This window comes from Streptomyces sp. NPDC029466, from assembly GCF_055574515.1.
This window is the reverse complement of the sequence record NZ_JBVHZH010000081.1, coordinates 1-14,843: the sequence shown is the minus strand read 5'-3', so window position 1 is coordinate 14,843 and position 14,843 is coordinate 1. Positions and strand designations below refer to the sequence as shown.

The 14,843-nt window shown below is 69.1% G+C and carries 13 protein-coding genes; 7 read left to right on the top strand and 6 right to left on the bottom strand.

All coding sequences use genetic code 11. The features are described 5' to 3' along the window. Positions 1 to 147: 147 nt before the first annotated feature. Positions 148 to 549: a hypothetical protein gene (locus tag ACZ4XD_RS36020; protein ID WP_468049585.1), complete on the top strand. Its 402-nt coding sequence runs from the start codon at positions 148 to 150 to the stop codon at positions 547 to 549. A 195-nt stretch (positions 550 to 744) separates the two neighbouring features. After that, positions 745 to 1,044 (top strand): DUF6506 family protein, encoded by a 300-nt coding sequence (locus ACZ4XD_RS36015; protein ID WP_468049583.1) that lies wholly within the window; start codon positions 745 to 747, stop codon positions 1,042 to 1,044. A gap of 44 nt (positions 1,045 to 1,088) precedes the next feature. Here the strand turns inward: ACZ4XD_RS36015 and ACZ4XD_RS36010 are convergent, their stop codons facing one another. The 4 genes from ACZ4XD_RS36010 to ACZ4XD_RS35995 all read right to left on the bottom strand — a co-directional run bounded on the left by ACZ4XD_RS36010 (position 1,089) and on the right by ACZ4XD_RS35995 (position 5,069). Continuing rightward, positions 1,089 to 2,072 carry a helix-turn-helix transcriptional regulator gene (locus ACZ4XD_RS36010; RefSeq protein ID WP_468049581.1) on the bottom strand — a complete coding sequence of 328 codons (984 nt, stop codon included), beginning with the start codon at positions 2,070 to 2,072 and terminating at the stop codon, positions 1,089 to 1,091. Positions 2,073 to 2,219: 147 nt separating this feature from the next. Next, the gene (locus ACZ4XD_RS36005; RefSeq protein ID WP_468049579.1) at positions 2,220 to 3,164 is read right to left on the bottom strand and encodes a VOC family protein; all 945 of its coding nucleotides are present in this window, start codon (positions 3,162 to 3,164) and stop codon (positions 2,220 to 2,222) included. Between the two features lie 119 nt (positions 3,165 to 3,283). Beyond that, positions 3,284 to 4,411: an FAD-dependent monooxygenase gene (locus tag ACZ4XD_RS36000; protein ID WP_468049577.1), complete on the bottom strand. Its 1,128-nt coding sequence runs from the start codon at positions 4,409 to 4,411 to the stop codon at positions 3,284 to 3,286. Positions 4,412 to 4,556: 145 nt separating this feature from the next. Further along, the gene (locus tag ACZ4XD_RS35995; RefSeq protein WP_468049575.1) at positions 4,557 to 5,069 is read right to left on the bottom strand and encodes a MarR family winged helix-turn-helix transcriptional regulator; all 513 of its coding nucleotides are present in this window, start codon (positions 5,067 to 5,069) and stop codon (positions 4,557 to 4,559) included. Between the two features lie 114 nt (positions 5,070 to 5,183). On the opposite strand from ACZ4XD_RS35995, the gene ACZ4XD_RS35990 reads away from it, so the two are divergent. After that, positions 5,184 to 5,561 (top strand): DoxX family protein, encoded by a 378-nt coding sequence (locus tag ACZ4XD_RS35990; RefSeq protein ID WP_468049573.1) that lies wholly within the window; start codon positions 5,184 to 5,186, stop codon positions 5,559 to 5,561. A 130-nt stretch (positions 5,562 to 5,691) separates the two neighbouring features. Here ACZ4XD_RS35990 and ACZ4XD_RS35985 read toward each other — a convergent pair whose 3' ends face one another. Beyond that, positions 5,692 to 6,066 (bottom strand): hypothetical protein, encoded by a 375-nt coding sequence (locus tag ACZ4XD_RS35985; RefSeq protein WP_468049571.1) that lies wholly within the window; start codon positions 6,064 to 6,066, stop codon positions 5,692 to 5,694. A 304-nt stretch (positions 6,067 to 6,370) separates the two neighbouring features. Between ACZ4XD_RS35985 and ACZ4XD_RS35980 the strand changes: the two genes are divergently transcribed. After that, positions 6,371 to 7,363, top strand: a complete 993-nt coding sequence (locus tag ACZ4XD_RS35980) for a PI-PLC domain-containing protein (protein ID WP_468049569.1) — start codon at positions 6,371 to 6,373, stop codon at positions 7,361 to 7,363. A 139-nt stretch (positions 7,364 to 7,502) separates the two neighbouring features. Here ACZ4XD_RS35980 and rph read toward each other — a convergent pair whose 3' ends face one another. After that, positions 7,503 to 10,127, bottom strand: coding sequence for a rifamycin-inactivating phosphotransferase (gene rph, locus ACZ4XD_RS35975; RefSeq protein WP_468049567.1), 2,625 nt, complete (start codon positions 10,125 to 10,127; stop codon positions 7,503 to 7,505). Positions 10,128 to 10,936: 809 nt separating this feature from the next. Here rph and ACZ4XD_RS35970 point away from each other — a divergent pair. The 3 genes from ACZ4XD_RS35970 to ACZ4XD_RS35960 all read left to right on the top strand — a co-directional run. After that, positions 10,937 to 12,088: an ABC transporter substrate-binding protein gene (locus ACZ4XD_RS35970; RefSeq protein ID WP_468049565.1), complete on the top strand. Its 1,152-nt coding sequence runs from the start codon at positions 10,937 to 10,939 to the stop codon at positions 12,086 to 12,088. A gap of 164 nt (positions 12,089 to 12,252) precedes the next feature. Beyond that, entirely contained in the window at positions 12,253 to 13,695 is a 1,443-nt protein-coding gene (locus ACZ4XD_RS35965) for a pentapeptide repeat-containing protein (RefSeq protein WP_468049563.1), read from the top strand. A 69-nt stretch (positions 13,696 to 13,764) separates the two neighbouring features. Continuing rightward, on the top strand, positions 13,765 to 14,843 hold a 1,079-nt coding region (locus ACZ4XD_RS35960; RefSeq protein ID WP_468049561.1), incomplete at its 3' end, for an MFS transporter.

The following is a 14,843-nucleotide window of genomic DNA, read 5'->3' as shown; positions in this document are numbered from 1 at the left end:
CCCCCCCCCCCCCCCCCCCCCCCCCCCCCCCCCCCCCCCCCCCCCCCCCCCCCCCCCCCCCCCCCCCCCCCCCCCCCCCCCCCCCCCCCCGCCGCCCTCTCCGGAAGAGGGCCTGGCCGCACGTATCACTCGGAAAGGAAGGCCACAGTGAAGGACGGAGCAGAGGCTGCACAGAACAACCAGGGTGCGGCGCAGGTCGAGGTGCAGCTCACCGGCTGCCTGCCCGAGGACGCCCACACGGTCTTCACTGTGCTCGACACCCTTTTCGTCACCGACCGGGCGAAGGACGACGCGCCCCGGGACCCGGAGGGGGCGGGGACGGGGGCGGCTGTATGGTCCGCGATCGTTGACGTCTCCGACGACGCGCCGACGCAGACCACGCCGCACCGGCTGACCGGGCCGGTGACGGCCACCGTCCAGGGCGGCTATTGGGCGGCTGACAGGCTGCGGACGGGCCTGGGACACGCCTTCTCGGTTCGGGACCTCGGGTCGACCTCTGGTGATCAGGAACAGGAGATCCAGCTGCGCGTGGACAATCGCGTGGCTTAGGGCCGGTACGTGGCCGGGATCACCGCGACTGACCGCCGCCCCTGTCGGGCCGGCGGTCACGACCCGTCGTCCGCCCCGGCCGGCGCCGGGATGGGAGTGAGGTGCGGGTCACACACGGGTTACCGCCAATCCGGGGCGTTTTTCCCCTGGTTCTGTTTGGCTGGTGGCCTCGGCGGTCACAGGAGGCCCACACACATGGCGCTCACGCATTGGGGATTCATCTACACAGCAGCTGGCAGCGCCGCAGACGGCGATGTCAACGTCGTGGACACCGGCGAGTGCCGCACTGTCCTCGTGGGCGTGGAGAAGCCCGAGCAGGCCCTTGAGGTGGCGCGCCGACTCGTGGGCGAGGGGGTGCAGTTGATCGAGCTGTGCGGAGGGTTCGGCCCCGTGTGGGCCGGGCGCATCATCGAGGCGATCGACGGTGCAGTCCCCGTGGGCACGGTCGGCTATGGGCCGGAGGCGGTCGACCAGGTGCATGCGATCTTCTCCTGATCCCTGATCCCTGATCCCTGGTGACTGGGAAGGGGAGAGCGCCGTTACCGACGGGACGCGGTGTCGGAAGGTAGCTCGTGGAAACGGGCGTGGTAGTCGCCGGCGAAGCGGCCCAGGTGGGAGACGCCCCACCGGTAGGCGATGGTCCCGATGTTGTCGGTGGTGGTGAGGATGTCCTGACGGATCCGGTCCAGCCGCAGGTTGCGTACGTAGGACATGGGTGACAGGCCGAGCCGGTCGCGGAATGCGGAGCTGATGGTCCGTGGGGCGCAGTCGGCGGCTGTGGCGATGTCGCCGAGGACGATGCGTTCGGTGAGGTTGGCTTCGATGAACGCGAGAGCTGCGCGTAAGGAGCGCGGGTGGCCAGGTTGCGGGCCGTCTCGCAGCTCGTCGGTGTGGGAGTGCGGCTGGGCCAGGAGCAGCGCGGTGACGATGCTGCGCAGCTGGCTGCGCTGGAGTTCGGCACGCTGGAACAGGGGGTCTCCCGAGTCCAGTTGCTCCAGGAGGGAGCGGATCAGCAGCAGTACGGCCCGGCCCTTGGGCTGGGCCAGGTCGAGGGCGAAGTCGAAGCGGACGGTGGACGCCGGCGGGCGCCCGGTCAGTGCGGCGAATTCCTGGTCGACCAGGGCGGCGTCGATCCGAAGGCCCAGGAAGCGTGAAGGGGTGGGGCGCGCGGGGCGCAGCTCCTGGGTGTCTCCGGGGTTGACGACCCCGGCCGTGGCGGTGTCGAGGGTGGCTTTCAGGCCGCCGCAGGATGCGGCGATCGCGCCGGACACACCGATGTTGACGAAGTAGGAGCTGCGTCCTCCCGCCGAGGAGACGCGTACGTCGAGCGGCGAGGCGAAGTAGCCGACGGCGAAGTCGCGCGCGGCCACCCCGCGCAGTTCGTGCTCTCCCCGGCACAGGCCGTCCAGCGGCGACGTGGCGATGGAGCCGCCGAACAGGCGGGTGACGGCGTTCAAGAGGTCGACGGGGTTGGGGGATTTGATGAGGAGGAAGTTGCGCAGCGGGGTCGGCACGCGGTTCATCTCCCTTGAGACGGCCGCCGCGGTGTGTGGTGTGGTGCGGACGGGCCGGGGTCTGCTGTCAGTGTGTCACCGCTGTTGGCCCGCCCGGAGCCTTGGTCGGCGGTTCCGCGTCCACGGCTGACGCGGCGCGGTCCCTCGTGGGCGTGCTCACAGCGGCGGGGCCACGAACAGTCCGGGGTCGACGTCGTTGTGGGACTTGGCGGCGAGGAACTCGTCCATCTCGTTGGCCGTGCCCCATTGATCCGCGTTGGCGGGGTCGCGAAGGTCGTAGATGTGGGGGTGCCAGGTGTCCTCGTCCAGGATCTCCAGCTCGGTGGTGTACTCGACGGTGTTTCCGGCCCGGTCGAGGAAGTAGCTGAAGGCGTTGTCACCCGCGCGGTGCCGCCCCGGTCCCCACAGCCGCTCGATGCCCAGGCGCCGCATCCGGCCGGTGCCGCGCAGGAACTCGTCGATGCCGCGCATCTCGAAGGAGGCGTGGTGGAAGGCCGCGTGCGGCCCGCGGACGATGCCGAAGCTGTGGTGGAAGGTGTTGCACCGCAGAAACCACATGATCTCGCCGCGGCTGCCGAGGCACATGGTGTCCGAGAGGCGGAATCCCAGGTGCCTGATGTACCAGACCACCGTGGCCTCGGGGGTGGGGGAGTTCATCAGGACGTGGGAGAGGCGCACGGGGACCGGCTCGCGGGCCTCGATCCTGCGGTGCCGGCGCGCGGCGACATCGGCGGAGACCTCCACCACGCGGCCCTCGTTGTCGAAGAACCGGACCGCGTAGCCGCCCCCGGGTGTGTCCAGCGGCTTCGGTTCGTGGACCAGCCGCACGCCCTGCGCGAGCAGCTGTACGGCCAGGGTGTCGATATCGGCGGCCGTGGCGGCTCCGAAGGCGATGAGGTCGGTGCGCTTGTGGGCGTCCTTGCGCAGCCGCACCACGTACCGCTCCGGGGAGCCTTCGGCTGCCAGGAACGAGACACCGGTGTCACCGGCGGTCTCCGTCAGGCCCCACATCTCGGTGTAGAAATGACGCTGCTCGGCGAAGTTCGGCATGGCGACATCGATGTGCCGCAGATGGGTGATCAGACTGCTGCTGTTGCGCATGGTGCACTCCCTGTCCCTCGCGGGTCTCGGTCCCTCGCGGGTCTCGGTCTCTCCCTGTCGACGCGCGAAGGGCAGACCGCCGAACTCCCTCTCCTGTCTGGTCACTTCGCGCCGGATGGTCACGCGGGCTCGGCCATGAGCCGGTGACCGCCATCCGTCAGCGGATACGACTCGCGAAGGCGCTGCGCATGTTCCAGGCCCGCGATCGCCACCGAGGTCTCCACGAGCGTTCGGCACCGCTGCCTGCGCCGTCTCACGAACGCCTCCAGCCCCGCCCCGACCGACCCGTGCCGCCCGAGCTCTTCGGCCAGCACGAGCCCGTCCTCGATGGCCAGCGCAGCCCCGCTGGCCATCTGTGGTGCGGGCGCGTGTGCGGCATCACCGATGACGATGCTGTGGCCCCGGTTCCAGGCGCCCGCCAGGAACGTGGTCAGCACCGGGCGGCGCACCACCGACTCCGACCCGGACACCAGCGGGTGGATCTCCGCCATCCGGCCCGGGAAGGCTTTGAGTATCTGCCGCAGGCGCGGGACGAGTTCGGCGTCGGGCAGGACGCTCTGCTGCACTCCGTTCTCCGTCGAGAACACGTACGCCTCACCGGCCGAGATGGGCACCAGGCCCGCCGTGCCGGCCTTCCCGGCACACTGATGGATCCCGGTGACCCACTGCGGGCGGGGCACCAGAGCCCGCCAGACCATCTGCCCCTGATAGTCGAGCGAGGTCTCCAGGCCCAGCAGGCTCCGCGTCGAGGAGCGGATCCCGTCCGCGCCCACCAACAGCGCGACCAGCCGGACCGTCCCGTCCGACAACCGCACGCGGACCAGCTCCCCCTCCTGGTCCACCGCCGTGACGGTCAGGCCCTGTCGCACGACCACGCCGCGCCGCTCGGCTTCCGCGTGCAGGATGCGGTGCAGCACCGGGCGCGCTATGCCGGCCATCGCCGGTCGCCGCGCACCGATCAGGCGCGGTAGCCGGACCTGGCCCGCGGGTTCGCCGTCCACGTCCACATGCGTGATCACGCTCATGCCGTAGCCCGCGGTCAGACAGGCGTCCGCGAGACCCAGCTCGGCCAGCGCCCGCAGCGCGGGACCGGTCAGACACAACCCCCAGCCGGAAGTCGCCCTTAACGGGTCGACCTCAGCGATCTCCACCTGCCATCCCGCGCCTGCCAGGGCAGTGGCCGCGGTCAGACCAGCGACACCCGCGCCCACGATCATGGCCGTACGCGCACCGCGACAGCTGTTCATGTACGCCTCCAGAGCACCCGATTTCTGCGAAACCGTAGGCTCCGTCGACGCTCCGCCTTATCCGAATCAGGCGGCGACCATCCGTTGTCGGCAATCGACTACTTGATCGGCGACCGCATCCGGTGTGGCGGCGTCGAGGGTGCGGCTACTTCTTGGGGCGCAGTCGGTCCAGCGTTCCGGTGGCGAGCGGGTGCTGGGGATCGACGGCGCCGACGATGCGGCGGCCGATGGTGGTCAGCTGGCGGACCTGCGCCTTGGTGAGCGCGTCGAAGACACAGCTGCGCACGGCCGCCACGTGTCCGGGGGCGGTGGCGGCCACCTTGTCGAAACCCTCGTCGGTGAGGGCGGCCACGGTGTAGCGGCCGTCGGTGGGGTCGGGGCTACGGCGTACCCAGCCGCGCTTCTCCAGCCGTCCGACGACCTGGGACAGCCGGGGGAGGGAACCCTCGGCGAACGCGGCGAGCTCGCTCATCCGCAGGGTGCGCTCGGGGACCATGGAAAGCCCGGCCATCACCTGGTACTCGAAGTGGCTCAGGCCGGCGTCGCGCTGGAGCTGCGTGTCCAGTGCCGCGGGGAGTCGCATCAGCATGCTGCTGAGCGCAATCCATGCCTGATCTTCCTCATCGTCCAGCCAGCGGGGTTCCTGCGGGGTCTCCATGTTCGCGAGTATAGCTTCACGCGTGAAGTGATCAACTTGACGGTTGACTTGCATCTTGAAGTGAAAGAGCTTTAGCCTTCACTTAATGCTTTAAGTCATTGAAAGGTGTTGATCATGATGAACACGGTGTTGTGGGTCCTCGCGGGCGTGCTGGCTGTGGCGTTCCTGGCGGCTGGGGCCATGAAGCTGTCCCAGCCGAAGGAGAAGCTGGCTGCCTCGGGTATGGGCTGGATCGAGGACGTGAGCGCGGGGACGGTGAAGCTGATCGGGGCCCTGGAGGCAGTGGCCGCTCTCGGGCTGATTCTGCCGGCCGTGCTCGGCATCGCACCGGTGCTGGTTCCCTTGGCGGCCCTTGGGCTGGTGCTGGTCATGCTCGGCGCCATGGTCGTGCATGCCCGTCGCAGCGAGGCGCAGATGATCGCCGTGAATCTGGTCCTGCTCGCGCTCGCGGCCGTGGTGACGTGGGGTCGGTTCGGCCCGTACTCCCTCTAGTGCGGCGTCGCCCCACCGGCTCGTCCGCCATGGCCTGAGCGAGGTGGGGTGAAGCGCAGAGAGGGCTGTACCCGAGGGAGCTCGTACAGCCCTCCCCATGCGGGCCCGTGTCAGCCGGGGCCGTCCGGCCTCAGCGGTCCTCGCAGGCAAGGGTCAGGCACAGCATCAGCACCTCGTAGGGGGTGCTGTCGCTCTGTGCGGTGGTTGTCTTCTCGGAGTCCGCGACGAACCGCCACTGCGACGGCTGGGCGTGCGCGGTCTCTTCCTTCTTCTCCACCTCGACGTGGAGTGTGCGGGCCTGCGGATCGTTCGTCTCGACGAGTACCTCGTCGCTGTCGACAGAGAAGTGGTCGTGTAACAGGACCAGGCCGAAGCGGTCCAGGTTGCCGTGCTTCTCCAGTACGGCCTTGATGTCCCTGGCGAACTCCGCGTCCTGGGGGCCGAGTGGTTCCGCGTCTTCGAAGCGAGGAAGGTGGTGCGATGCGCGGCTGGTCTGCGTAGGCATGAGCAACTCCCTTCGACCGCGCTCTGCGGTCTCAACACACCATAGGCGCATGGTGAGTTGGGGCAGAAGGGCTCGACGGCGGTCCTCGGGCGGCCGGCGTCGCCGTCGGCTCAACCGCGACGGCGACCGGCTGGGAAGGGCGGCCGTGCACGGACCGCAGTCAATAATTACCCGTGGGTAACTTAGCGTACAGTGCTGGCAGTTGCGGGCAGTCGGCCCGCCGCTGTCTGTAGAGCAGACAGCCATCGCACGGCACAACGGGCTGCCACCACGGGTAGCCCGTGCAACGGAAAGGACCCGCCTCATGGCCGCCCCACGCCGGCTTCGCGCCATACTGCTGCCGCTGACTCTGGTCGTCTCCGCAGCCACCCTGGGCACCGGAGCCGCCATGGCCGTACCGGAGGGCAAGCCCTCCGGGACCGCGCCCAGCACCACCGAGCAGCGCCCCACCTGGGCCATCGCCCACCGGGTGCTGACCACGGGCGGGGTGACCGCGGCGCTCGCGAACGGCGCCAACGCGCTGGAGATGGACGCAACGGCCTGGCGCGAGGGCTGGTGGGCCGACCACGACGGCACTCTCACCAGCTACGGCGACACCATGTCGGCCATGTTCGACCAGGTGGCGAAGGAGCATGACGACGGGCGTCAGGTCTCCTTCGTCTGGCTGGACATGAAGAACCCCGACTGGTGTGACAGCAACGACCCCGAGTGGCGCCACTGCTCCGTGGCCGGGCTGCGGGACATGGCGCGCGAGAAGCTGGAGAGCAGGGGCATCCGGGTGCTCTACGGCTTCTACGGCAAGGAGGGCGGCAGCGGCTGGAAGAACGCGCTCGCCGACCTGAACTCCAAGGAAGCGGTCAGCTACAGCGGCGATTACGCGCAGGTCCGGGACGGCTTCGCCGAGCACGGGCCGAACGTCCCCGGCAACCAGCGCGTGATGGACAAGGGCGAGTTCAGCATGGCCATGAAGTTCGACAGCATCCGGAAGGAGCTGGCGGCCGGCCGGCAGGCCCGGGACGCCGGAGAGCTCGCGCAGACCGTCGGCTGGACGGTGGGCAAGGGTGACGGGGAGCGTGCCGCCACCCTGCTCGACGCCTCCGACGGGAGTGCCGCCGTGGACAGCCTGATCTACGGCAACCGGATGTCGTGCTACCCGGACGGCGTCAGCGGTCCGAAGGGCTGCGGCACGGACGACGGCGCGGTGCGGGAGTCGCTCTCGTACATCACGGACTATGTGAAGGCCCACCCGGACACCCGCCGGATGGCCACCGCTCGGGACATCCCCTTCGGCAGCTGACACCCCGAACTGACCGGCCCCGTACCGGAGTTCGTGTCAGCGCCGGCGCCGCCCAGCCGTGTCCGTGGACCGAGTCGTACGCGGCGGTCCACAGTCACGGCTGGGTGCGGGGGAGCGCCCGGGCGCCCCGGGCGGCCCGCTATCCGGCCTGATCGCCGCCCGCCGCGCCCCGCAGGATCTCGATGTACCCGTCGGTTCCGTGCACGCGGATCCGCTCCCCGTCCCGGATCAGCCGGGTGGCCTGCTCCACGCCCACGACGGCCGGCAAGCCGTACTCCCGGGCGATCACCGCGCCATGGGTCATCAGGCCGCCCACCTCCGTCACCAGGCCCGCGATGCCGACGAACAGCGGCGACCAGCTGGGGTCGGTGAAGGGCGTCACCAGGATGTCGCCCGCTTCGAGATCGGCCTCCGCCATGTCAAGGATGACGCGGGCCCTTCCCTCGATGGTCCCGGCGGAAACCGGCAGACCGATCAGGGCACCGGCCGGCACGCCGTCGCGCCGGTACGCCCCGGTGACGGCCTCACCCTCCGAGGTGAGCACCCGGGGCGGGGTGAGCGCGTGGTACGACCGGAACGCGTCCTTGCGCCGCTGGATCAGCTGGTCATCCACCTGGTGCGAGCGCACGACGTCGTGGAATTCCTGGAACGTGAGGTAGAAGACGTCCTCCTTCTCGGGAAGCGCGCCTGCCCGCACGAGGCGCTCGGCCTCCTCCAACAGCGCCTGCTTGTAGACGAAGTACCGGCTGACGATGCCGTACTTCGGGTACTCCCGGTACCCGATGAAGGTTCTGACCCGGTCGATCATCCGCTTGGTCTCGTCGGCTTTCCGGTCCCCGTCCGGCAGGGCCCGCAAGCGTGCCAGCACGTCCTGTTCCTTCTTCCGCGCCTTCTGCCGGCCTTCCTCGAAGCGCCGCTCGGCGGCGCCCGGTTCGAAGTTCCTGACGTTGTCGAGGATCACGGGCACGAGCGTGCTGGGGCGCTCGCGCCAACGCGGCCTCGTGATGTCGATCTCGCCGACGCAGCGCATGCCGTACCGGTCGAGGTAGGACTCGATGGCGTCGCGCGCCTCGGTCCCGCCCGCGAGCTTCGCCAGCCCGTCCAGGAAGCCGTCGTCCTGGACGTCCTTCAGGAACGCCACCACCTCCGGGTGCGGGCGGATCACGTCGGCGACGTCGAGCAGCGCCAGTCCCATCTCCGAGGTGACGTTGTCGGGGGCGGACAGCGTCAGCGTGTCAGCCGCGTTCTTCTCGCCCAGCCACTCCCACAGCTGGTCGTTGAGCCACCACGTGGCCTCCATCCCCGCCATGATCGCCCGCATGCTCAGCGGATCACCGAGGACTCGCTTGTGCTCCTCGAAGGCCTCCAACAGGAAGTCGAACAGCGCCGGTCCGCTCTTCGTCCGGATGTCGCGCTCCAGGGCGGCGATGGACACCTGGCTGCGCTCGATCAGCTCGGGGACGCTCGCCGGATCGGGCTCGCCCGGGGCGGACGCAGCGCCGGCCGGCGGCCCGCCGGGACCCGCATCCGGGAGCGAGGCGACAAAATCCTCGCGGTCGAGGACGGTCTCCAGAGCGTCCCGCACCAGCGGATCGCCTCTCCCGATGACGTCCAGGAGAGCGGCGCGGCTCGCGGGCGAGGCCAGGCGCCGGGTGACGTCGACGAACAGCCTCCCGGCGGCCTCCTGCATCGGCACCATGGCCGTCAGCTGCCACAGGGAGAGCCCCAGCGGCTTCATCGGGTCGGTCATCATCTGCTGATGACCGACGGAGACATAGACGTGATTCTCCTGGTCGCCGGCCTCGGGGACGGGGAACAGCGTCGTGATCGGCCGGCTCTGAACGATCTGGAAGTCACCATCCACCAGGCACCATTCGATGTCCTGCGGACGGCCGAAGTGCGCTTCGATCCGCCGCCCGAGCCGCACGAGCCGCACGACCTGCGCATCCGTCAGCGCCGGCTGCTTCTGCCGCTGGGAGTCGATCGCCACTTCCTGCGTGCCGCCGGCCGCCAGGGCGTGAACGGCACGCTGTTTGGCGGCGATCGTCTTGCCGACGATTTCGCCGTCCCGCACCTTGAAGACGTCCGGGTTCACCAGGCCGGAGACCAGGGCCTCGCCGAGGCCGAAGCCGGCGTCCACGGTGGCGACCTTCCGGTTGCCCGTGACGGGGTCGGCCGTGAACAGGATGCCCGCCGCATGCGGGAAGACCATCTGCTGCACGACCACGGCCATGTGGACCGTACGGTGGTCGATGCCGTTCCGCTGGCGGTAGGTCACGGCCCGCTCGGTGAACAGCGAGGCCCAGCACCGGCTGACGTGCCGGAGGATCGCCGCCGGCCCCACGACGTTCAAATAGGTGTCCTGCTGGCCGGCGAAGGAGGCCGTCGGCAGGTCCTCTGCCGTCGCGCTGGATCGCACGGCGCAGGCGGCCTGCTCCCCGAGCCGGTCGAGGGCGCGGGTGATCGCCGCCGCGAGATCGCCCGGGACGGCAATCCCTTCGATGGTGTGGCGAATCTGCGCGCTGAGCGTGCGGATCGCCTCCCGGTCGTCCGGGTCCAGGCGCGACAGCTGATCGAGCCGATCGTCGAGCGACGGCGCCTCCGCCATGATCCGCCGGAACGCGTCCGTCGTCACGCAGAAGCCGGCCGGCACGCGGATGCCTGCGATCCGCGACAGCCCGCCCAGGTGCGCGCCCTTGCCGCCAACAACCGCGACCTGTGTCCCGTCAACCTCTTGAAGCCCCAACACGTACCGCTCGCTCATCGCGACACCTCCGACGCAGCCGCGCTCCCAGTGACCGATCGCTCCGCCCGGTCGGGCGGCGCGCACCCCCGCACCACCGCCCCGAGCGCTCGCGACCGCACCGCCGGTCCCGCCGCTGATGCGACGTCACCGCGTCCCCCATACGTCGACAACACACGCATGTCATGCCCCCCATTTCCGCAGGTTGTGGCCTCGGCGGACGATTTTGCGCCACCCCCGGGGCCTTGCCGCAAGCCCCCCTGTGCGCTATATGTTGAGAGTGGCAAGGAGAGAGAGTTCTCCTTGCCTTTGTCTTTTGGCGTTTGTCTTTTGGCGTCGGCCCAGGCGGATTTCCCAGCGGCGGCTGCCTACGGATGCAGCCGCGGAACCCGACGTTCTTTCCCTTGTCGGCAAGGCCCGAACTCCGTCGAGCGCGCCGCCCTCTCCCGGAGATCGCCACGCCATGCGAGCGCTGCGCCAAGCTCGCGTACCTGCGGCGAGTTGCCGTCGTTAGGAGTCCTCCGGCGTCGCGGGGCGGCGGGCGGCGGACCTCACGTGCCCGGTCGCCTCACGGCGGACCTTCGCATCACGAAGAGTGGCGTGCTGTGTGCGCAGCGCGACCAGCGCGGATGAGGCGCCGTGACACGTCCTTGTGTGCCAGAGATGTGCAGGAATGGCAGTCAAGAGTTTTGAAGATGTTACGGACCAGGCATCGGCAGCGTGCCTAGTATGGCCAGCTTGTTCAGACTGGTTATTCGCACAAGTTCTCACCCCCCACGCGAATCCCCGTGTGTCCCCTGTGCCCCATGTTGTACCCCTCTGGAGAGACCGTGACTGAGATCCTGCCGAGATCCGCCGTCCTTACCGGCGGCCTCATCGCCGCCACCCTCGTCCTCAGCGCCTGCAGCGCGGGCTCCGACGCGTCGACCAATGCCGACGGAGAGAGCGCGGCCACCGCGATCACGGCGGAGGACTTCGGGGGCATGGACGCGCTCGTCAAGGCGGCCAAAGAGGAGGGCACGCTGCACGCCATCGCGCTGCCCCGGGACTGGGCCAATTACGGCGCGCTGATCGACGGCTTCGAGAAGAAGTACGGCATCAAGGTCAAGGTGGAGAACCCCAACGGCGCCAGCCAGGACGAGATCAACGCCGTCACCTCCCGCAAGGGCAAGGACGGGGCGCCCGACGTCCTCGACCTCGGCAGCTCCTTCGCGTACAGCGCCGCCCAGCAGGATCTGCTCGCGCAGTACATGGTCGCCGATTTCATTGACATCCCCGATGGCCAGAAGGACACGATGAGCCGCTGGTACAACGGCTACGGCGGCTATATCTCCATCGGCTGCGATGCCGAGCGCGTGAAGAACTGTCCGACCACCTTCAAGGATCTGCTCAAGCCGGAGTACAAGGGGCAGGTCGCGCTCAACGGCAACCCCACCAAGTCGGGTTCGGCCTTCGCCAGTGTGTACGCGGCCGCGCTCGCCAGCGGTGGCTCCTTCGACTACATCCAGCCCGGCCTCGACTTCTTCGCCAAGCTCAAGAAGAACGGCAACTACACGCCCGTCCAGTCCACCTCGGCCACCATCACGAAGGGCCGGACACCGATCGTCCTCGACTGGGACTACCTCAACGCCAGGTACACCGACGAGTTCAAGCGCAAGGGACTCGACTGGCAGGTCACGGTCCCGGAGGACGGCAAGTTCTCGCAGTACTACTCGCAGGCCATCAACAAGGACGCCCCGCACCCGGCGGCCGCCCGACTGTGGCAGGAGTACCTCTACAGCGCCGAGGGCCAGAACCTCTGGCTCAAGGGCTACGCCCGCCCGGCCCTGATGGCCGCCATGGAGAAGAAGGGCACGCTCGACAAGGCCGCGGCCGCCAAGCTGCCGAAGGTCTCCGGCACGCCGAATATCCCGACCGAGTCGCAGCTGGGCTATGCCAAGGAGGACATTGCCCAGGGCTGGAGCAAGGCCGTCTCCAGGTAACCCCGACTCTCACCGGGCCGACGCGGTGCCCGCCGCCGTTTCTCCGGAGCGGCGGCGCCGCGCGGCCGGCCGGTGCCCGAGAACAACGACGATGATCGACCTCCCTCAGGGCAAATTTCCCTCAAAAGCGCGCGGTCGCCGCCTGATGCGGCTGCAATGAGGCGGTGGCATACAAGAGGAACGTACGCAATGTTCGCGCCGCGCTCGCCGTCGTCATCGGAACACCGGGCATTGGTCTCCTTGTCGGCGGATACCTTTTGTTTATTGAGGCGATCAGGGGCAATGGGCTCGCAACTTGGCTGCTGGTTACGGAGCTTGTGGCCGTCAGCGTCATCATCGTGCTCGTCATGTGGCTGCGGTACCGGCGCGACCGTCAGATCAGCTTCGCGATCATGCTCTTGGCCGCGGGCCTGGCCTGGTTATGGGGACAGCATCTGTGGGATGCCCTCTCCTCGACAGTCCTGCCGCAGTACGAGGGGCTGAAGCCCGCGGAGCGCGCCCAGGCGGTCGGCCAGTACCGGCTTGCCGTAGTTCAGGCCTGTGCCGCTGCCGGCGGCGTGATCGCATTGCTCTACACGGCTCGCAACTACCGCCTCATTCGTCGTGGCCAGGTGACGGATCGGCTCTCCAAGGCTTTGGAGCGCTTGGAGTCCGAGGAAGAGTTCGTACGGCTCGGTGGCGTCATCGCATTGCAGCAGATCATCCAGGATGCGCCGAAACAGGCCGAGCATGTGACGCACATCGTGCGTACGTTCATCCGCCGCCAGGCACCCGAGGCAGGGCAGCCCTCGCCCCGCAGCACGAAGGCAGCGGCATCCGGCCTGCGGCGGCCCCGGCTGCAGTCGCCCTCGGGCCCGCAGAGGCCGGCAGCCGATGTCCAGGCAGCGCTGACCGCGCTGAACACAAGGCACGCCAAGCTGTACTCGTCCCGAATCGACCTCAGCGGGTATCACCTCGCGGGCTCCCACATGGCCCGCCAGACTCTGTCGAGGGCACAGCTGAGCAGAGCTGTATTGACGGAAGCGGTTCTTGACCATGCTGCGCTGAAACGGGCCGTCCTTGTTGACTGCGATCTTCGCCGGGTGTGGGCAGTGCATTCCCGCTGTTACAAGGCAGAGATGCGCGGCGCTGATCTGCGCGAAGCGGATTTCGTACGGGCCGATATGGTGGCCTGTGATCTCACTGACGCAGACCTGCGTAACGCCAACCTGTCCGAGTCGGATCTGCAACTGGCGTCCTTGCGCGGCGCGAGACTGTCGGGCGCGCGCCTGGTGAGCACCGACTTGGCCCGCGCGGATATGACAGATGTCGAAGCAGGCGAGGAGCCAGTGTACTTCGATGACAGTTTCCTCAACGAAGCCTGCCTCAAGAATGCCGTACTGAGAAATGCCAGCTTCATTGGGGCGAAGCTACGGCATGTCGATCTGACCGACGCGGATCTCACAGGCGCCGACCTGACCAAAGCCGACCTCCGTATGGCAAAGGGGCTGACGGTGGACCAGCTGCGGGCTGCCGGCTCGATCGAGCAGACGCGGCTGGCGCCATCCCTTCGCAAAGCGTGCCAACGCGGCGTGCAGGAGGCCAAGACGACGGTGCGGTCGACGTGAGGGGCGCGGAGACATTGATGAGATGAGGCCGCCGCCTGGTCAGGCGGTGGGGAGGGAAGTTCTGTGCGTGTGTGGGAAGTTGAGGGGCGAGGCGGAGCCCGCTGGGCGCTGGTCTCGGTCGCGTTGGGCGTCTTCTGCATCCAGCTCGACTCCTTCGCCCTCAACCTGGCGCTGCCGCACCTCAAGGAGGAACTCGGCGTATCCACGGGGCAGTTGCAGTGGGCGGTCAGCGCATATCTCCTGTCGTGCGGGACGCTCATGCTGGGCGCGGGCCGGATGAGCGACCTGTTCGGCCGGCGCCGACTACTGATCGCGGGGTTAGCGCTGTTCGGACTGGCCTCGCTGTGGTGTGCGCTGGCGCCCTCGCTACCGGTGCTGGTGGCGGCCCGGGTGGTACAGGGCGCGGGCGGCGCGTTGATCATGCCGGCTGGACTGGCCCTACTGACGAACGTCTTCCCGCCTGCCGTGCGCGGCCGGGCCACGGGGTGGGCGCTGGGCGTCGGTGGACTGGCCACCGCCTGCGGCCCGTTCGTCGGCGGCGCCCTGACCCAAATGGTGTCGTGGCGTGCGGTGTTCTGGCTCAACGTGCCGCTGGGTGTGATGGCCGCGATCTGCGCCCGCCGGGCCCAGGAGTCGCGGGACACCACGGTGTCCGGGCGCGTCGACTGGCCGGGGCTGGCCACCGGGACCCTCGCCATCGCGGCTCTGGCCCTCTTCATCGACCGCGGCCCGGTGTGGGGCTGGGCGTCCCCCGCCGGGGCCGGTGTGCTGTGTCTGGTGGTGCTGGCGCTGGTGGCCTTCGTACGGATCGAACTCCGCACGGCCGATCCGCTGATCGCACCCGCGCTTTTCCGCAATGGCGCCTTCGTGGCGCTGACCGCGGCGGGCGCGGTGGCCAACGCCGCGACCGTGGTGTTCCTCTTCGTCGTACCGCTCTCCCTCCAAGAGGGCCAGCGGATGACGCCGTTGGTGGCCGGGGTGGCCTTCCTCGCCCCCGGGGGGGGGGGGGGGGGCGGGGGGGGGGGTGGGGGGGGGGGGGGGGGGGGGGGGGGTGTGGGCGGGGGGGCCCCCCCGCCGCACGCACCGCAGACGGCGCCCCACCCCACCCCACCCCACCCCGCGCAGGCAGCAACCGACAGACGCAGGAC